The organism is Streptomyces sp. F63 (assembly GCF_018070345.1).
Classification (GTDB): domain Bacteria; phylum Actinomycetota; class Actinomycetes; order Streptomycetales; family Streptomycetaceae; genus Streptomyces.
In genome coordinates, this window is record NZ_JAGPXX010000033.1 from 15,145 (window position 1) to 33,423 (window position 18,279).

The 18,279-nt window shown below is 73.7% G+C and carries 19 protein-coding genes; 17 read left to right on the forward strand and 2 right to left on the reverse strand.

Features of this window, described 5'->3' with window-relative positions; all coding sequences use genetic code 11:
• Positions 1 to 43: 43 nt before the first annotated feature.
• The 14 genes from KBZ10_RS24640 (at position 44) to KBZ10_RS24700 (ending at position 13,653) form a co-directional block, all read left to right on the forward strand.
• Positions 44 to 892, forward strand: a complete 849-nt coding sequence (locus tag KBZ10_RS24640; RefSeq protein ID WP_210989916.1) for a hypothetical protein — start codon at positions 44 to 46, stop codon at positions 890 to 892.
• A 94-nt stretch (positions 893 to 986) separates the two neighbouring features.
• Positions 987 to 1,697 (forward strand): Flp pilus assembly protein CpaB, encoded by a 711-nt coding sequence (gene cpaB / locus KBZ10_RS24645; RefSeq protein WP_210989917.1) that lies wholly within the window; start codon positions 987 to 989, stop codon positions 1,695 to 1,697.
• A 7-nt stretch (positions 1,698 to 1,704) separates the two neighbouring features.
• Positions 1,705 to 3,360, forward strand: coding sequence for an AAA family ATPase (locus tag KBZ10_RS24650; RefSeq protein ID WP_210989918.1), 1,656 nt, complete (start codon positions 1,705 to 1,707; stop codon positions 3,358 to 3,360).
• On the forward strand, positions 3,357 to 3,869 hold the full coding sequence (locus KBZ10_RS24655) for a TadE family protein (RefSeq protein WP_210989919.1): 513 nt from the start codon (positions 3,357 to 3,359) through the stop codon (positions 3,867 to 3,869). Before KBZ10_RS24650 ends, KBZ10_RS24655 begins: the two co-directional genes overlap by 4 nt.
• A gap of 197 nt (positions 3,870 to 4,066) precedes the next feature.
• Positions 4,067 to 5,404, forward strand: coding sequence for a CpaF family protein (locus KBZ10_RS24660; protein ID WP_210989920.1), 1,338 nt, complete (start codon positions 4,067 to 4,069; stop codon positions 5,402 to 5,404).
• Between the two features lie 5 nt (positions 5,405 to 5,409).
• On the forward strand, positions 5,410 to 6,360 hold the full coding sequence (locus KBZ10_RS24665) for a type II secretion system F family protein (protein ID WP_210989921.1): 951 nt from the start codon (positions 5,410 to 5,412) through the stop codon (positions 6,358 to 6,360).
• A gap of 138 nt (positions 6,361 to 6,498) precedes the next feature.
• The gene (locus KBZ10_RS24670; RefSeq protein ID WP_210989922.1) at positions 6,499 to 7,386 is read left to right on the forward strand and encodes a DUF5936 domain-containing protein; all 888 of its coding nucleotides are present in this window, start codon (positions 6,499 to 6,501) and stop codon (positions 7,384 to 7,386) included.
• An 80-nt stretch (positions 7,387 to 7,466) separates the two neighbouring features.
• Positions 7,467 to 9,167: a sensor histidine kinase gene (locus tag KBZ10_RS24675; RefSeq protein WP_210989923.1), complete on the forward strand. Its 1,701-nt coding sequence runs from the start codon at positions 7,467 to 7,469 to the stop codon at positions 9,165 to 9,167.
• Positions 9,127 to 10,170, forward strand: coding sequence for a response regulator transcription factor (locus tag KBZ10_RS24680; protein ID WP_210989924.1), 1,044 nt, complete (start codon positions 9,127 to 9,129; stop codon positions 10,168 to 10,170). Before KBZ10_RS24675 ends, KBZ10_RS24680 begins: the two co-directional genes overlap by 41 nt.
• Before the next feature lie 212 nt (positions 10,171 to 10,382).
• Complete coding sequence (locus tag KBZ10_RS29780; protein ID WP_247702927.1) at positions 10,383 to 10,637, forward strand: hypothetical protein; 255 nt, start codon at positions 10,383 to 10,385, stop codon at positions 10,635 to 10,637.
• Positions 10,634 to 11,230, forward strand: a complete 597-nt coding sequence (locus KBZ10_RS29785; protein WP_282107881.1) for a pilus assembly protein TadG-related protein — start codon at positions 10,634 to 10,636, stop codon at positions 11,228 to 11,230. The genes KBZ10_RS29780 and KBZ10_RS29785 overlap by 4 nt, the downstream gene beginning before the upstream one ends.
• A gap of 32 nt (positions 11,231 to 11,262) precedes the next feature.
• Positions 11,263 to 11,859, forward strand: a complete 597-nt coding sequence (locus KBZ10_RS24690; RefSeq protein WP_210989926.1) for a hypothetical protein — start codon at positions 11,263 to 11,265, stop codon at positions 11,857 to 11,859.
• A 7-nt stretch (positions 11,860 to 11,866) separates the two neighbouring features.
• Positions 11,867 to 12,544, forward strand: a complete 678-nt coding sequence (locus KBZ10_RS24695) for an OmpA family protein (RefSeq protein ID WP_374223412.1) — start codon at positions 11,867 to 11,869, stop codon at positions 12,542 to 12,544.
• A 269-nt stretch (positions 12,545 to 12,813) separates the two neighbouring features.
• Positions 12,814 to 13,653 carry an SDR family oxidoreductase gene (locus KBZ10_RS24700; RefSeq protein WP_210989927.1) on the forward strand — a complete coding sequence of 280 codons (840 nt, stop codon included), beginning with the start codon at positions 12,814 to 12,816 and terminating at the stop codon, positions 13,651 to 13,653.
• A 185-nt stretch (positions 13,654 to 13,838) separates the two neighbouring features.
• On the opposite strand, the gene KBZ10_RS30645 is transcribed toward KBZ10_RS24700, so the two are convergent.
• Positions 13,839 to 14,282: a DUF192 domain-containing protein gene (locus tag KBZ10_RS30645; protein ID WP_374223414.1), complete on the reverse strand. Its 444-nt coding sequence runs from the start codon at positions 14,280 to 14,282 to the stop codon at positions 13,839 to 13,841.
• Positions 14,283 to 14,425: 143 nt separating this feature from the next.
• On the opposite strand from KBZ10_RS30645, the gene KBZ10_RS24710 reads away from it, so the two are divergent.
• Together KBZ10_RS24710 and KBZ10_RS24715 are read left to right on the forward strand one after the other, a co-directional pair.
• Entirely contained in the window at positions 14,426 to 14,635 is a 210-nt protein-coding gene (locus tag KBZ10_RS24710; RefSeq protein WP_210989928.1) for a hypothetical protein, read from the forward strand.
• Positions 14,636 to 14,667: 32 nt separating this feature from the next.
• A complete protein-coding gene (locus KBZ10_RS24715) occupies positions 14,668 to 15,534 on the forward strand; it encodes an A24 family peptidase (RefSeq protein WP_307847592.1) in 867 nt (288 codons plus the stop codon).
• Positions 15,535 to 15,869: 335 nt separating this feature from the next.
• On the opposite strand, the gene mgrA is transcribed toward KBZ10_RS24715, so the two are convergent.
• Positions 15,870 to 16,913 carry an L-glyceraldehyde 3-phosphate reductase gene (mgrA, locus tag KBZ10_RS24720; protein ID WP_210989930.1) on the reverse strand — a complete coding sequence of 348 codons (1,044 nt, stop codon included), beginning with the start codon at positions 16,911 to 16,913 and terminating at the stop codon, positions 15,870 to 15,872.
• Positions 16,914 to 17,089: 176 nt separating this feature from the next.
• Here mgrA and KBZ10_RS24725 point away from each other — a divergent pair, with 176 nt between their 5' ends.
• Positions 17,090 to 17,845 (forward strand): isoprenyl transferase, encoded by a 756-nt coding sequence (locus KBZ10_RS24725; protein WP_307847593.1) that lies wholly within the window; start codon positions 17,090 to 17,092, stop codon positions 17,843 to 17,845.
• Positions 17,846 to 18,279: the final 434 nt, after the last annotated feature.

Sequence of the window (18,279 nt, forward strand, 5' to 3'; positions counted from 1 at the left end):
GCGTCCGCAGCCCCGGCCGCCGGAGTGAACGGGGAAACCTGACGTGCCCACCGCGATAGCAGTCACCGCCCCCGACCTCGTTCTCCCGGCCCTCGACCGGCAGACGCCCCCCGCCACCGTCCTCGCACCGGAGATGCCGCTGGAGGACGCCCTCGCCCGGACCTACGGACTGATCGAGAGCCATGGTTATCTGATCGTCCTCTACCCGTCCGCGCTGCCCGCCGCCGTCCACCGCCGGCTGCACGGGGTGCGCTCCATCCTGGAGAGCGACCGGATCGCCCTGGTCCGCCTGGAGTTACCGCCGCTGGCCGTCGCCGTCCTCGCGCACCAGCTGCGCCGCCTCTCGCTCTGCGACTTCAGCCCCGGCATCCTCGGATCCGCCGTCCGGCTGCTCACCCATTACGTCCACGCCGGCGCGCTGCTGTCCTCCGTCTCCCGCCTCGACCGTGTGCCGGTGGGCCTCAGGGAGCACGCCACGTCCTGGGTGCCCGGGAGCCAGTTCGCCGTCCTCGCGAGCCCCGAGCCGCTGCTCCGCCGTGCCACTCCCGGCGGCGCGGTGCCCGGCGGGCCCCAGTACGGCACCGAACTCGTCGTCGCCCGCGGCCAGTCGCCGTCCGACTGGGTGTTCAGCACCCTCGCCCCGGCCTGGCGCGTGCACAGCGTGCGGGAGGCCACCCTGCCCGCCGACTCCGCCCGCTGGTGGGGCAGCGGCCGGCTCGTCGAGTTCGCCGCGGCCATCCCCGATCTGTCGATCCTGTACCAGCTGGTCGCCTCGGTCCGCACCACGGAGTGCCGCTGGTGCGGGCTCGAACTCATCGGCGACCGCTGCGCGTTCTGCTGCTCCCCGGTGGCCGCCGGGAGCGCCGCCCTCGCCCCCGGCGCCGTCACCTAGCCGGCTCCCCGGAGACCGCTGTGCCCCGCCCCTCGCCCCGCCCCCATCCCCCGTCCGCTCCGGACACGTCCCCGATGAACGAGGTTCCCCGCCGATGAACTCACGTCAGCGCCGCGGAGTGATCCTGCTCCTGCTCTCCGTCCTCTGCGCGGCCGGTGCCTTCGTCGGAGTCCTGATGGTGATCGGCGACGTACGGTCCAAGGTCGGCCCGGAGACCACGGCTTACGAGGTGCGGGCCGACATACAGCCCTACGAGGAGCTGTCCGCGGCCAAGTTCGACGAGATCACCATGCCGGAGCGCTGGCTTCCGGAGACCGCGGTCACCGACCTCCGCGACCTCACCGGCAAGATCGCGCTCACCCCGCTCCGCAAGGGCTCGCTGCTCCAGCGCGACATGATCGTCGAGCGGCCGGCCCTGGAGGAGGGCGAGCAGGAGATCGCCATCATGATCGACGCCGCCACCGGGGTGGCGGGCAAGATCCGCCCGGGCGCCCGGGTCAACATCTATGCCACCTTCGACGGCCGGGAGGAGGACGCCGAGCCGCAGTCCAAGGTGATCGTCGAGGGCGCCCAGGTCATCGACGTCGGCGAACTCACCCCCTTCGACCGCGACGACGACGCCCGGCGGCGCGGGCAGAGCACCGAGGCGGTGCCGATCACCTTCGCCCTCGGCACCCTCGACGCCCAGCGCGTCGCCTACGCCGAGTCCTTCGCCTCCCACGTGCGGCTCGCCCTCGTCGCGCCCGGCGGCAGCGAGCCCATCCGCCCGCGCGACCGCACGTACACCCTCGACGGGGACAAGTGAGGCCCGGATGACCACCAGAATCCTCCCCGCCGCCGGCGACCCGGACGCCGCCCGGTCCCTCACCACCCTGCTCAGCCAGCTCCCCGACGCCGAGCCGGCGCCGCCCGTGCCCGATTCCACCGCCCTCCTCGACACTCTGGCACGGCTCGCCGGGGAATCGGTCGCGGACCTCCCCGAGGTCGTCGTCGTCCACGAGCGGATCGGGCCCGTGCCCGCCCTGGACCTCATCCGGGAGACAGTGCTCCGCTTCCCCGCGGTGGGGGTGGTGCTCGTCTCGGCCGACGCCGGGCCGCAGCTCTTCCAGGCGGCCATGGACGCGGGCGCCCGCGGGCTCGCCGCGCTGCCGCTCCACTACGAGGAGCTGTCCGCCCGGGTGCAGGGTGCCGCCCAGTGGGCCGCCGGGGTCCGGCGCCATCTCGGGGCGGGCCCCGAGGCCCCCGGCGGGCCCGGTGGCACCGTCGTCAGCGTCACCGGCGCCAAGGGCGGCGTGGGCACGACCGTGACCGCCGTGCAGCTGGCGCTGGCGGCGCACGCCTCCGGCCGCTCCACCGCGCTCGTCGACATGGATCTCCAGTCGGGCGACATCGCCTCCTATCTCGATGTGCAGTTCCGCCGCTCGGTGGTGGACCTGGCGCAGATCAGCGACATCTCGCCGCGCGTCCTCCAGGACGCCGTCTGCGACCACGCGACCGGCCTGGGACTGCTGCTCGCCCCGGCGGACGGCGAGCGCGGCGAGGAGGTCACCGACCGGGCGGCCCGGCAGATCGTCAGCTCGCTGCGGACCCGCTACGAGGTCGTCGTGATCGACTGCGGCACCCAGATGAACGGGGCCAACGCGGCGGCCGTCGAGATGTCCGACACGGCGCTGATGGTGACCACCCCGGACGTCGTCGCCGTCCGGGCCGCGAAGCGCCTGGTGCGGCTCTGGGACCGGCTGCAGATCCGCAAGGCCGAGGAGACCCTGACGCTCGTCAACCGGCACACGCGCGCCACCGAGATCCAGCCGCCGCTGGTCGAGAGGATCACCGGCACACGGGTCGCGCGGACCGCCGTGCCGGCCGGCTTCAAGGAACTCCAGCCCTCCGTGGACGCCGGGCGCCTCCAGGACCTGGACGACCGCTCCTCCGTCAAGCAGGCGCTGTGGGCCCTCGCCGCCGAGCTCGGGCTGACGGGCGATGCCGCGGGCACCGGCGGACGCTCCGGCCGGGGCGCGGCACGGGGGCGGGCGCTGGAGAAGTACGGCGACCGGGGCGCGCTGAGCCTGCGGCGGCGCCGCGGCCTGCCGGGCGGCGGCCGGGGCCGGGGCGGCGACAGCGGTCAGGTGGCGGTGGAGTTCCTGGGCCTGGTGCCGCTGCTGGCCGTGGTGCTGATCCTGTGCTGGCAGTGCGCGCTGCTCGGCTACACGTACTCGCTCGCCGGCCACGCGGCCGACCAGGGCGCGCGCACCGCCACCGCCGCCCGGAGCGCGGGGGCGTGCGAGACGGCCGCGGTGGAGGACCTGCCGGGGGCGTGGCGGAGCGGCGCCTCCGTGAACTGCGTGCGCGAGGACGGGCTGTGGAAGGCCCATGTCGGGCTGAGGGTGCCGGTGCTCTTCCCCGGCGCGGTGGACTTCCCGGTCACCGTGAACGGCGGGGCGGGCGCGGCGGAGGAGGGCAGGCCATGACGGCGGTGAGCGACGGGCCGGTGGCGGCCGCGGACCGTGCGGCGGCGGGCAGTGCGGCCACAGGCAGTGCGGCGGCGGGCAGTGCGGCGGCGGGCAGTGCGGCCACGGGCCGCGCCGGGGCGGGCGCCGGGCGGTTCCGGGGGGCGGCCGTCCGCGGTGCCGCGCGCGAACGCGGCCAGGTGGCCGTGGAGTTCATCGGCTTCGTCCCGGTCCTGCTGCTGGTGGCGTTCGCCACGATCCAGCTCGGCGTGGTCGCCCACACGGTCTCCCAGGCCGGTACGGCCGCCCGGGCCGCCGCCCGCACCGCCTCCTACGAGGAGGCCGACGCCGATCCGGCGGCGGCCGGGCGGGCCGCGGTCAGCGGCTGGCTCACCGACGGCACCCGCATCGGCATCGGCGGCGACGGGGAGGAGGCCGTCGCGACCGCCACCGTCACCATCCCCTCCCTGATCCCCGGGGTCGGCGACTTCGGCACCGTCACGAAGCGGGCCACCATGCCCCGCGACTGAACCACCCGCCCGGCGCCACGGGAACGCCGCACGGGCGGACCGCAGCACCGCAACGGACCGGCACCGCAACGGACCGGCACCGCAACGGACCGGCACCGCAACGGACCGGCACCGCAACGGACCGGCACCGCAACGGATCGACATCGCACAGACCGACCGGCACGGCACGGCACGGCACGGACGACGAGGAGCACACCATGAGCCTGAGGGCGCGCGTCACCTCACCCGAGGACAACGGCGCCACCCGCGAGGACGGGCACCTCGTCGCCGTCTACCGGGCCAAGCTGCTGGAGGAGATCGACCTCGCCGAGATGTCCGCGCTGGCCGCCGCCGAGCGGCGGGCCCGCCTCGAACGCGTCCTCGGGCACATCATCAGCCGCGAGGGCCCCGTCCTCTCCACCTCCGAACGCGCCCAGCTGATCCGGCGCGTGGTGGACGAGGCCCTCGGCCTCGGCGTGCTCGAACCCCTGCTCGAAGATCCGTCCATCACCGAGATCATGGTCAACGGCCCGGACCACGTCTACGTCGAACGCGCCGGCCGCGTCGAACAGGTACCCGTGCGCTTCGCCTCGCACGAACAGCTGATGCAGACCATCGAACGCATCGTCTCCACCGTCAACCGCCGCGTGGACGAGGCCAATCCGATGGTCGACGCCCGCCTCCCCTCCGGGGAGCGCGTCAACGTCATCATCCCGCCGCTCTCCCTCAGTGGCGCCACCCTCACCATCCGCCGCTTCCCGCGCGCCTACCGGCTCCAGGAGCTGATCGGCCTCGGCACCCTCGACGACCGGATGGTGATGCTGCTCTCCGGCCTGGTCCGGGCCAAGTTCAACGTGATCGTCTCCGGTGCCACCGGCTCCGGGAAGACCACCCTCCTCAACGCCCTCTCCGGCCTCGTACCGGAGGGCGAACGGATCATCACCGTCGAGGACGCGGCCGAACTCCAGCTCCAGCAGCCCCATGTCATCCGGCTGGAGACCCGCCCGCCCAACGTCGAGGGCAAGGGCCGGATCACCATCCGCGACCTGGTCCGCAACTCCCTCCGCATGCGCCCGGACCGGATCATCGTCGGCGAGGTCCGCGGCGGCGAGACCCTCGACATGCTCCAGGCCATGTCCACCGGTCACGACGGTTCCCTGGCCACCGTGCACGCCAACAGCGCCGAGGACGCCCTGATGCGGCTGCAGACCCTGGCCTCCATGTCCGAGGTGAAGATCCCCTACGAGGCGCTCCGGGACCAGATCAACAGCGCGGTCGACTGCATCGTCCAGCTCTCCCGGCACGCCGACGGCAGCCGCAAGGTCAGCGAGATCGCCCTGCTCTCCTCGCACGGCCGGGAGACGTACCGGATCGCCACCGTGGCGCGCTTCGAACCGCGGCCCGTCGGCGCCGACCGGGTGGTGCGCGGCGCCTTCGGGTACTTCCCGCTGCCCCGCCGCGTCGCCGACCGGCTCCACCTGGCGGGCGAGCCGGTGCCGTCCGGCTACGGGATCGCCGCGTCGGAGGAACAGCTCACGATCCGGGAGGCGAGCTGACCGCCATGGACCCGCAGGCGAATCTCCCGCTGCTGACGCTCGGCGCCGCCCTGCTGTGCTGCGTCCTGGGCGTCGCCGGCGTGCACGCGTACGCGGCCGGCCGGGCGCAGCGCCGGGACCTCATCGAGCGGCTCAGCGCGCCCGGCCGGCTCCCCGCGGCCGGCGGCCGGGAGCGCCGCTTCCGCACCGTCGACCGCAGGCTGCGCCGGACCCGTCTCGGCAACCGGCTGGAACGGCGGCTGGCGGCCACCGGACTGGACGTCACCCCCGGCGAGTTCTCCGTCTACGTGGCCGCCGGGATCGCCGCTCTCTGGCTGATCGCGGCCTCCCTGCTCGCCGCCTTCTTCGGGCCCGTGGCGGGCCTCATCGGCCTCTGGGCCGCCCACGCCTTCCTCGGCTGGCAGAGCGCCCGGCGGAACGAGAAGTTCATCAACCAGCTGCCGGAACTCGCCCGGGTCCTGGCCAACGCCACCCAGGCCGGGCTGGCCCTCCGCACCGCCCTCGCCCTGGCCGCCGAGGAACTGGACGCACCGGCCGGGGAGGAACTCGCGCGCGTCGCCGACAAGCTGGGCGTCGGGCACTCGATCGACGACGCCCTCGGCGAACTGGCCGGACGGCTGCCCTCCCGGGAGCTCTCCGTCCTCGTCACCACCCTGATCCTGTCCAACCGGGCCGGCGGCACGGTGGTCGGCTCGCTGCGCAACCTGACCAGGACCCTGGAGGAACGGAAGGAGACCCGGCGCGAGGTCCGCACCCAGCTCTCCCAGATCACCGTCACCGCCTACGCCGTCCCCGCCTTCGGCCTCGGCGCGCTGCTGCTGATGGACCGGGTGATGCCGGGGGCGCTGGAACGGATGACCGGCTCCTTCTACGGACAGGCCGCCGTGATCGTCAGCCTGGGCCTGTACGCCCTGGGGTTCGTGCTCATCCGCCGCATGTCCAGGATCGACGTCTGAGGCCGGGGACATGACGGTGACCCAAGGAACACCCCCGGCCCCGGGCGGGACGCGGACCGCAGAAGCGGCCCGGCCCGGCACGCGCGCTCCGGCCCGCCGGTTCCGGACCCGGGGCACCCGAGAGGAGGACGACCGCCGATGACCGCTCTGCTGCTCGCCTTCCTGGCCGCCCTGAGCGCCGCCGGTATCGGCTACGGCATCGCGCTCTACCGCCGCGAGGCCGAGCTGCCCAGTGACCTCAAGGTGGCCCTGGAAGTGGGCGCCACCCGCACCACCGCCGTCGGCTCCGCCGTAGACCGCCTCGGCATGCGCCACGCGCCCCTGGTGCTGCGCCTGATGGGCCCCCGGCGGGCCGACAGGGTGCGCCGCCGGATCGACCGGGCGGGCAATCCCGGCGGTCTCACCCTCGACCGTTACGCCGCCCGCCGCGCGGTCTACGGTTTCCTCGGCTTCGCCGGGGCGCTCGCGACGCTCCTGCGCGGCCAGTTCGTCATCGCCGCCCTGCTCGTCCTCTTCGGCCTCTTCTGGGTCGAGGCCGGCATCTGGGCCGCGATCCAGCAGCGCAAGGCCGACATCGAGCGGACCCTCCCCGACTTCCTCGACGTCCTCGCCGTCGTCGTCAGCGCCGGACTCGGCTTCCGGCAGGCGCTCGACCGGGTCTCCGAGAAGTACCGGGGCCCGTGGTCGGACGAACTGCGCATCACACTGCGCCGGATGGACATGGGCGTCAGCCGGCGGGAGGCCTTCGACGAACTGCGCCGCCGCAATGACAGCGAACAGGTCGCCATGTTCGTCACCGCGCTGCAGCAGGGGGAGGAACTGGGCGCGCCCATCGTCGACACCCTCATCCAGATCGCCGACGACATGCGCCGCACCGATGCCCAGAACGCCCGCCGCCGCGCCGCCCGGGCCGTCCCCAAGGCGACGCTCGCCGTCACCACCTTCATGCTCCCGGGGACGCTCATCCTGCTGGTCGCGGGCTTCGTCTTCGGCTCGGGAGTCGACTTCGGCGCCATCACGGGCTGACCGGCGGGGGAGAGAAGGAGAAGGAGGTGACAGCGGTGGGACGGGAACGGACCGTGACGGGGGCGGGCACGGCGGGTCGCATGCCCGCACACGGCGCGGACGGCACGGAGGACGCGGACGGCGCGAACGGTACGCCGCCCGCGGCGGCCGGTACGGCGGCGACGTCCGGCACGGTCCGGGGCGCGGAGGAGGCCGCGGGGCCGCTGGGCCCCGCGGGAGGCGGCGCGACGACGGCGCACGTCCCCGTGGCCGGCGACGAGCAGGGCCTGCGTCTCCAGCTCAACGCCCTTCAGGCACTGGCCCGTCATGTGTTCGCCTTCCGCCTCGCCATGATCGCCCTCGGCACCCCCTTCGCCCTCCACCGCACCGCACCGGGCCCCGCCACCTGGCTCATCGGCTCGGCGGTCGTGTGCACCTTCATGGGCTCCTACGTCCTCTTCCGCGACTGGGAGCGCTTCGGTCCGCTGCTCCTCCGGCACCCCGCACTGCTGGGGATCGACCTGCTGTTCGGCGCGCTGCTGCTCCTGACCGCGACCCCCGAGTCCACCCTCGGCTATGTCACCGTCTGCACCCCGCTGCTGGCCGGGCTCTGCTACGGCTGGCGCGGGGCGGGGGTCTTCGCCGGACTCCAGATCCTCGTCCTCGCGGCCGCGTACGGTGCCAACCCCTCCCTGAGCGGCGGCCTGGCCGCGCGCCTGGTTCTCCCCGGTTTCTGCGTCATCGCCGGTGCCGCCGGAGTGGTTCTGCGGAATCTGCTGCTCCGCTTCGGTGCGGCCGGCCGCGCCCTCGCCGAGACCCGCGCCCGGCTCGCCGCCACGGAAGCCGTCTGCGCTGAACGCGCCCGCCTGGCACGGGAGATGCACGACTCGGTGGCCAAGACCCTGCACGGTCTGGCCCTGGCCGCGGAGAGCCTGGCCGCCTCGGTGGACCGTACGGACCCGGACACCGTGCGGCAGCGCGCGGACCTGGTGGCCCGGGCCGCCCGGCGCGCCGCGGCCGAGTCCCGCGAGCTCCTGTCCGACCTGCGCCGCACTCCCGGCGGGCCGCGCCCGGACCGGGCCCCCGGGGAGCCCGCGCGCACCGACATCGGCCGGGAACTGGCCGCCCGTGCGGCCGACTGGTCCCACCGCACCGGCATCCCGGTCGACGTCCGCGTGCCGCCCGGGGCCCCGCTGCCGCCCGTACCGCCCGCCGTGGCACGGCAGTTGCTGACCATCGCCGCCGAGGCCCTGGAGAACGCGGCCCGCCACGCCCGGGCGAACCGGGTCACGGTGGAAGCGGGCGTCACGGAGAGCCCCGCGCCGGAGGGCACGAGCCCCGGGGGGCCCGCGCCGGAGGGCACCGGAACCGCCGGCGGGCCGGCCGTCCGCACCCTCCACCTCCGCGTGACCGACGACGGCCGGGGCCTGCGACCCGGCACCGACCTCGAAACCCTCCGCCGGAACGGCCACTTCGGGCTGCTGGGCATGGCCGAGCGGGCGGCCGGCATCGGCGCGCGGCTCCGGATCGGCAGCGGGCCACCGGGAACCGGTACGGAAGTCCGGCTGGAACTCCCGCTGGAACTCCCGCTGGAACCGACGCCGGTGCGGGGGCCGGTGCCGCCCGTCCCCTCCCTCCACCCCGCCGGACAGCGCACCTCCGCGTCTCCGCCTCCTCCGTGCCCCCTGCTGGACGGCATCCCCGACCAGCCCCCGGGCCGGAGCAGCCCCGCACCCCCGACAACCGAGAGGAGGCCCGGCCATGCCGGAGGAACACCCGGCCGCGAACTCGCCGGTCCCTGACCGCCCCGCCAGGCTCCTGAGAGTCGTCATCGCCGACGACAACCCCGTGGTACGGGCCGGGCTGGCCGCCCTGCTCGACGGCCGGGACGACATCCGGGTCGTCGCGGAGGCGGCGGACGGCGACGAGGCCCTGCGCGCCGCCCGCGCACACCGGCCGGACGTGGTGCTGCTGGACGTACGGATGCCGGGGGCCGACGGCATCGACGCGCTGCCGCATCTCGTACCGGTCGCGCCGGTGCTGATGCTCACCTACAGCCGGGAGGGCGAAACCGTCCGGACGTGCCTGCGACTGGGCGCGCGGGGCTACCTGGTGCACGGCGAGTTCACCGCCGACGCGCTGGTGGCGGCCGTACGGGACATCCGCGCCGGCCACGCCCCGATGACCACGACCGCGGTGAACGCCCTGGTGGCACATCTGCGCCGGGAATCCGGCACCGTCCCGGACGCGGCCCCCGCCCCCGCCCCGGGCCCGGGCCCGGAACGCGGGACGGCCTGGACCCGGCGCGGCCTGCGGAGCCGGCGCGCGGCGACCGGGCGTCTCCGCACACCGGACCGGACTCCGGCACCCGCGGCCCGTCACCACGCGGACCCCGCCACCGGCAAACACAAAACCGATGCTTTTGCACACATGAATGCGCCACTGCCTCGCCCGTACTCCCTGCTGGGCGGAAGTGATGCCCGGCCGGAACCGGCCGAACGTCAGCAATCCACTTCGCAAGCGCAACGATTTATGGGACAGTCGTTGGTCGAGCGGCCCCAACACCGGGGAGCGCGGGACGAGTTCGGACTGAGTCACCGGGAGGCGGAAGTGATGGACCTGATCGCCTCGGGCCTCAGCAACCGGGACATCGCGGCGGCCTGTTTCATCAGCGAGAAGACCGTCAAGAACCACATCAACCGGATCTTCGCGAAACTCTCCTCCACCAGCCGCTCCGAAGCCATACTGACCTGGCTCGGCAGAGGACAGTGGCAACGGGGACCGGCGGGAGGCGGCCATGGCTGAACGGGGGACACGGACGATGCCCACTTCGCACCGGGACCGCCGGCACCCGCACACCCGGTTACGGCCCCTCCCCGCCGCCGGCTCGAACCCCGGCCTCTGGGCCCGCATTTGGGCCCACGGGCCCTCGCCCCACCCGGGCGCGGCACCGTACGGTCCGGCGGAGACCTATGCGTCGGTCGAGGTGCGACCGGCCAGCACGGGAGGACAGTCCCATGGCGAACAAGACCTTGGCGAAGGCCGCGGCCGACACCAGGATCCGCGTGCACGGCTGGCGGAACACCGCGATCGAATCCCTCGCCGCCCGGGCGGCGAGGACGGGGAGTGCGGACCGGGGTCAGACGGCACTCGAATACCTGGGCATCATCCTGGTTGTCGTACTGATCATCGGAGCCATCGCGGGCTCGGGGATCGGCAGCGCGATCCTCGCCCGGATCATGGAAGCCATTTCAAGCATCAACTCCGGTTGATACGCCGTCACCCGCTGGGTGATGCAGGGCAGGCCTTCCCCATCTACATCACGGTGGTGGCAGGCCTGCTCTTTCTTGCTTTCGCCTACTTCGCAGTCGGGCAGGCAGCCGCCACGCGCAACGGCGCCCAGACAGCGGCGGACGCGGCGGCGCTGGCCGCGGCTCAGGACGTCCGGGACCAGATGTACGACGGTTTCCTGGAAGCCGTCGAGGCCGAGGACGCCTGGGAGGACTGGCTCGGTGGCAACGGTCTCACGGATCTGGACGAGGCTGCCGCCTGCGCCGAAGCGGCTGACTTCGCAGCCAGGAACAACTCCAGCGCCAATCCGTGCGAGTGCTCCGAGGACGAGTGCTCAGTAGGGGTCCGCACCGAGTACACCATCGGGAAATCCATCGTGCCCGGTACCGAGAGCACACACGGCGAGGCCGACGCGACAGCAGTGGTCGAGCCGCGCTGTCGCGTCGAAAACGGCGACACGGACTCCATCGAGTTCTCCTGCGACGGTGAGGACTGGATCATGGATCCGGATGATCTCGATACAGACACGCTTCCAGAAGTAGCGGAGCTCTTTTCGGTCTACCTGTCTGAGTGATCACCGTACACATCAGTAAAGGAACGCACTTCATGAGCATTCGGCACACAGCGAAGGCCCGAAGGGGAGCCGCCGCAGCAGCGCTCGCAGCGGGCTTTGCCCTCGCCGTGGCCGGTTGCGGCGGTGGCGATAAGGGACAGTCCGAAGAGAATCCTTCCGAGCGATCGGCATCTGCGGAAGAGCCTGAGTCCGAGTCAGGGGGAGAAGGCGCCGAGGACTCCAAGGCGTCCGAGCCCATCGCCGAACTGGGGGGTGAGAGCGGGATGCAGCTGTCCATCCACTCCGTGAAGCGAGACGCCGGCGGATTCGTCACCGTGAACGGAGCCGTGAGGAACACAGGGAAGAAAGGGTACTTCGACACGCCTGCCTGGCGGGGGAACGAGAAGGAGCTTGTCTCCAACGGGTACTCCCTCGGTGGTGCCGCACTCGTCGACCAGAAGGGCAAGAAGCGCTACTACGTGCTCCGCGACACCGAGGGACGCTGCCTCTGCACGACGGGGATCACCAAGGTCGAGCCAGGCGAGGAAATCCCCGTCTTCGTGCAGTTCCCCGCCCCGCCCGAAGGCACCACCGAGGTGGAGTTCTCCCTCCCCACGTTCGACTCCGCCACCGTAGAGATCACCGAGTGAGTCCCCCATGACCCCGACTCGTCCTCACCCCAAGCCCCTGCCCCTGCCCCGCTCCGCGATGGCCCCCACGGCCCTGGTCATGGCCCTCGCCCTGTCCGTGCTCGGTGTGCACACGGCCGACGGGGCCCGTGCCGATGACGGGCCCGTATCGCCCGGTGGCCCCGGGGCGGCGATCACTCCGTCCCCGCCGGTCGAGATCGATGCCGACGACCCGGACCTCAAGATGGTCGCCGGGGCCCAACTGGCGGACGCCAAAGTGCTCGACATCAAATCGGTGGTGGAGGACCTCGGCGGGGACGAGCGGCGCGAGGACACCAACGCCGACGTGACCTTCGCCCTTCAGGCTGAAGTGCTCTTCGGCAGGGACAGCGCCAAACTCGACGGCAAGGCCAACGCGCGCATCGCCGCCATCGCGGAGGAGATCAAGAAGCAGGACGCCAAGCGGGTCCAGGTATTCGGATTCACGGACAATCTCGGCTCCTCCGCACACGGTGACGTTCTGTCGAAGAAGCGCGCCAACGCCGTCCACAAACAGCTCGCCAAGGACCTCGACTCGGGCGTTGCCTTCGATATCCGCGGCTACGGCGAGCAGTTCCCGATCGCGGACAACTCCACCGAAGAGGGCCGCAAGAAGAACCGCCGCGTCGAGGTCTCCTTCCCCCGCACCGACGGCAACGCCGGCTGACGCTCCCCACCCCCGTACCGGCCACAGCCCTTTCCTTCCGGCGCCCGCCCGCCCTGGTTGCGGTGCCGCGCCGAGCCCTGCCGGACCGGCGGACGTTCCGGCTCCCGCGGTTGCGCCCCTGGGCCGGGCCGCTGCACACGTACGCCCCCGGTGTGCCACAGGCGCCGGGGCACGCGGCGCGTTCCGCTCTGGGCGCCGTCCGCGGGTGGGGGGCATGATGCCGGGTGAGGGGGCGGCGCCCCGCCGTCCCGCGGAGGAGGCGCGCGGTGGTGCAGCAATCCGTACTCGTGACCGGTGGCACCGGGACCCTCGGCCGGGTCGTGGTCCAGCGGCTCCTCGACGCCGCGCCCGCCGGCGCCCGGCTTCCCGACGGCCGTCCCGCCGTACGCGTGCTGAGCCGGCGGCCCCGCCCCGCCGCGGGCGAACGGCCGTACGACTGGGCCACCGGTGATCTGCGCACCGGCGAGGGTGTGGACGCGGCGGTCGCCGGGACGGATGCCGTCATCCACTGCGCCACGACGCTCGGGCGCGAGGACGTGGAGGCCACCCGGCGGCTGACGGACGCGGTGGCCCGGCAGCCGGACGGCAGCCCGCATCTCGTCCACATCTCCATCGTGGGCATCGACCGGATTCCGCTCGGCTACTACCGGGCCAAGCTGGAGACCGAGCGGATCATCGAGTCCTCACAGGTGCCGTGGACCATCCTGCGCGCCACCCAGTTCCACGACCTGATCGCCCGCATTGCCTCCGCCCAGCGCGGGCTGCCCGCACTGGCAGCTTTCGCCGGGGTGCGCTTCCAGCCGGTCGACGTGACGGAGGTGGCCGGGCGCCTCGTCGAGCTGGCGGACGGGTTCCCGGCCGGACGCGTCCCCGACCTGGGCGGTCCGGAAGCCCGCGCGCACACCGAACTCACCCGCGCCTGGCTGCGGGCCACCGGCAGGCGGCGGGCCGTGCTGCCCCTGCCGCTGCCCGGGAAGGCGGGGCGCGCGCTGCGCGCGGGAGCCAATCTGGTGCCGGCCGGAGAGGACGGCGCCGTCCTCGGCCGGCTCACCTTCGAGGACTTCCTGACCGGCCGGCGGCCATCGGGGCGGGACGCGCAGCGGGGGTGAACGGGACGCCGGTCCGGACAGCGGTCGAGCGGACCGGAGGGGGCCTCGACGTTCCTCCGTCCAACCGAATCCGTTCGTCGGTGCGCGTCCAGGCCTGTTCAGGCCGGTCCATGCCGGTCCGGCGCTCGCCGCACCCGTCCGGCTCCTGTCCGTGCCCGTCCGTGCCCGCGGACGGCGCCGTCCGGTCAGCCGATGCGGACCCGCGCGCCGCGGACCAGCCCCCAGTCCCGCATCGCGCCGGCCTCCGCCTCCAGGACGTGGCGTGCCCGGAGGCGGGGCCGGCCCAGCTGTCCGGGGCGCATGGTGCGGACGTCGAGCACCCGGAAGTCCCGGCTCAGGTACGCGACGTCGATCGGGAACCGCATCCGGAAGGTGTGCACGCTGTTCGCCGGGGTCAGCAGGATCGCCCCCTCAACGCCGTCCCGGCCGAGGAGTCCCCGCGTGCGGGCCCGCAGGGAAGCGGCGACCTCCAGGCGGACGGTCCGGCCGGCCGGCCGCCGTCCGGCCTCCGCGTCGGCCCGGCCGTCCGCGGCGCCGCCGGTCCCGGCCCCGTTCCCGCCGTCGGCGGGGGCGGCCGGGGCGGGGGCGGACGTGGTCGCGGTGGTGGCGGAGGTGGAGGCCGGGGTGATGACGGTCAGGACGGTGATGCCGTCGCGCAGGTGTGCCATGCCGCTGCCTTCCGCCCCGTCAGTCCGCTGGTCGTACGGAGCATGGCGGCCGCTGCTCGGTCCGCCGCCTCCGTCTCCGGGCCACTTCGGTGAGCCCGGCCGCCATGTTCCCACCGGACGTTGGCGCGTGGCGCGGCGCGCAGCCTCAGCGTTCCCTGCCGCTGCTGCCGCTGCTGCCGCTGCTGCCGCTGCTGCCGCTGCTGCCGCTGCTGCCGCTGCTGCCGCTGCTGCCGCTGCTGCCGCCGCTGCCGCGGCGGTCAGCGGTCGGCCGGGCCGGTCCCGGGGCCGCCCGGTCTGGGTCCACGGGCCCATGACCCGCCGCGCCCGCGGTCCGTACAGTCGGTGCGTGTCCTTGCCGCTCACCGTTCTCGCCGCCCTGTACGGCGCCGCCGCCGGACTGCTGGTCCCGCGTGCGGCGTACCGGCTGGCCGTGGACCCCGGAGAGCCGTGGCGGTCCGGCTGCCCCGGCGGGCATCCGCTCGGCGGCCCGGCACGGGGCTGGGCGGGTCTCGGCCGCTGCGCGCTCTGCGCGTCGGGTGACCGGAGCGGTGCGGTGCCGCCCGCCGGGGCGATGTCACAGCCCGCGCCCCCGAGCGCCGCTCTCCGCGCCGGTGCGCCCCCCGGTGGCGGTGGTCCGGAGGTGTCCACGGCCCGGCTGGGGCCCTGGTTCGGTCCGCGTTCAGCCGGCGCCGTCCTGCTGTCCGCGCTCACGTGCGGCGGGCTCGCCGCGGCCACCGGGGCGCGGCCCGAACTGGCGGTGTGGCTGCTGCTGGCGCCGTTCGTGCTCGTCCTCGGCTATGTCGACGCGGCCGTGCACCGCTTGCCCGATGTGCTGACCCTCACCCTGCCGGCGGGCACCGCCGCCCTGCTCGGCGTGGCGGCGCTGCTGCCGGGGCCCGGCGGCTCCTGGAGCGCCGCGCTGCTGGGCGGCGCGGCGCTGGGCGGCGCGTATCTGGCCCTGTTCCTGGTCCACCCGGCAGGCATGGGCTTCGGTGACGTCAAGCTCGCGCTGACCGCGGGGGTCGCCCTCGGGTGGTACGGCTGGGGTGTGCTGTTCGCCGGTGCGTTCGCCGGATTCCTGTTCGGGGCGGTCTACGGAGCGGCTCTGGTGGTGCTGCGACGCGCCGGTCGCAAGACCGCTCTTCCCTTCGGTCCCTTCATGATGTCCGGCGCCCTGCTGGGGCTGCTGCTGGGCGGCCTGGCCCGGTCCTGACCGGCACGAACGGTGATTTCACGGGGGTTCGCCGCCGTTCGCCGGGTAACGGGGCGGCTGTCCGCCGGTGTCCCGAGCATCCTGCGGTGCGCGGATCACCCCGTTCCACGGGCTATGGTGGAAGCCCCCCCTCGGGCCGGTCCGTATCCCCCCACGGACCGGCCCGCTTCTCGTTTTCCCGCACGGCGACCGTGCCCGCTTCGTGGACTCTCCCGCGTCGGGACGACCGTGCGCGGCGGCCTGTGCCGCGGAGGAGACGGGGGGAAACGTGTCGCACGGGGGATGGCGGCCGCCGCCCGCGCCGGGGCGCGGACCCTCCCGGAGCGGAAGGGGCCTCAGCTCCGGAGTGCCCAGATGTTGACCCCCGGCGTGGTCACCGCGAAGGTGTCGATCTCCGCCAGTTCCTCCCCGGTGAGCCGCGGCCCGCGCAGCGCCGCCACATTGGCCTCCAGCTGCCGTACGCTCGACGCCCCGATCAGCGCGGACGTCATCCGCTCGTCCCGCAGCACCCAGGCCAGGGCGAGCTGGGCCAGGGACTGGCCGCGCCGCCGGGCGATGGCGTCGAGCCCGCGCAGCCTCCGCACGACGTCGTCCGTGAGCAGGCCGGGGTCGAGGGACTTCCCCTGGGCGGCGCGCGAGTCCTCCGGGATGCCGTTCAGGTACTTGTCGGTGAGCATCCCCTGCGCGAGCGGTGCGAAGGAGATGCAGCCCATGCCCTCCGCCTCCAGGGTGTCCAGCAGCCCGTCGTCCTCGATCCAGCGGTTGATCATGGAGTAGGACGGCTGGTGGATCAGTGCCGGGACGCCCATGGAGCGCAGCAGCCGCGCGGCCTCCCGTGTCTGTTCCGCGGTGTACGAGGAGATGCCGGCGTACAGCGCCTTGCCCTGCCGCACGGCCGAGGCGAGGGCACCCATCGTCTCCTCCAGCGGGGTGGCGGCGTCGAAGCGGTGCGAGTAGAAGATGTCGACGTAGTCGACGCCCATCCGGCGCAGCGAGGCGTCCAGCGAGGACAGCAGGTACTTGCGCGAGCCCCACTCGCCGTACGGGCCGGGGTGCATGAGGTAGCCGGCCTTGGTGGAGAGGACCAGTTCGTCGCGGTACGGGCGGAAGTCCTGGTCGAGGATCCCGCCGAAGGCGAGTTCGGCCGCGCCGGGCGGCGGACCGTAGTTGTTGGCCAGGTCGAAGTGGGTGATGCCGAGGTCGAAGGCCCGGCGCAGGATGGCCCGCTGGGACGCGAGGCTCCGGTCGTCGCCGAAGTTGTGCCAGAGGCCGAGGGAGATCTCGGGGAGCTTGAGCCCGCTGCGGCCGGTGCGGCGGTAGGACATGGAGTCGTAGCGTCCGTCGGCGGCGCGGTGGGGGGAACCGGGGAGGGGAGGCATCACGTCGTCCTCCCTATCACGGCCGTCGCGGGACACGGTTGGCCCGGTCGGCGGTGGGCACAGTAATGTGCTTGTTTCGGTGCTGGCACTGCTCGGAGGGGCTGAAGAAGGCGATGCTGCGTAATGCCGGGGGGCAGAGCGAAACCGAGCGGCGGCGCCGCGGACCCTATGCGGCAGTGCGTGAACTGGTGTACGGCCTCTACGCCCGCCGGGTCGAACGGCGGCTCGACACCGCCCAGGGGCCCAAGCACATCGGTGTGATCCTGGACGGCAACCGGCGCTGGGCCCGCGCCTCCGGCGGTACCGCCGAGCAGGGCCACCGTGCCGGCGCCGGGAAGATCCGGGAACTGCTGGGCTGGTGCACCGAGACGGATGTCGAGGTGGTCACGCTCTGGCTGCTCTCCACGGACAACTTCGACCGTCCGGAGAACGAGCTCGTCCCGCTGCTCGGCATCATCGAGGACGCGGTGCGGGACCTCGCCGCCGACGGCCGCTGGCGGGTGCACCACGTGGGCACGATGGACCTGCTGCCGTCCCGCACCCAGACGGTGATCAAGGAGGCCGAGGAGGCCACCGCCCATGTCGAGGGGATACTCGTCAACGTCGCCGTCGGCTATGGCGGCCGCCAGGAGATCACCGACGCCGTGCGCTCCCTCCTCACCGCGGAGGCCGAGCGCGGCACCTCGCTCCCGGAGCTGGCGGAGAAGCTCGACATCGAGCACATCTCCCAGCACCTCTACACCCGTGGCCAGCCGGATCCCGACCTGGTGATCCGCACCAGCGGCGAGCAGCGGCTCTCCGGTTTCATGCTCTGGCAGAGCGCCCACTCGGAGTACTACTTCTGCGAGGTCTTCTGGCCCGCGTTCCGCAAGGTGGACTTCCTGCGCGCACTGCGCGACTACGCGGCACGCCACCGGCGGTACGGCGGCTGACGCCCGCCGCTTCCCGCCCGGCGGCGAGGAGCGGCGCGGTGGGCCGGCGTTGCCCCACCGTGCCGCACCGGCGCCGCCCCACTACGCCGCCGGGCCGGGGCAGTTGCCCGGCCCATGCCCCCGTCGTGCGGTGACGGCCGTAGGCCGCGGTCGTGCGCCGGGCCGCTCCGCCCTTCCGCGCCGTTGCGGACGCGTTCACCCCGGCGACGTGCGCACCGGGGCATGGGGCCGCTCGTTCGAGGGAATACCACCTCCAGATCGACGCCCGGCCCACGGGTGTCGAACGCAGCGGGCGGCTCGGAGGCCGTCCGCCCGGGAGGCCCTTTGCACACGGACGACCGCGCGGAACGGCCGGCTCCGGCCGGGCCTTTCGCGGACGGGAGCCGCGGAGGGCCGGTCTCCGGCCCGTGCAGCGCGGCCGGTACCGGCCCAGT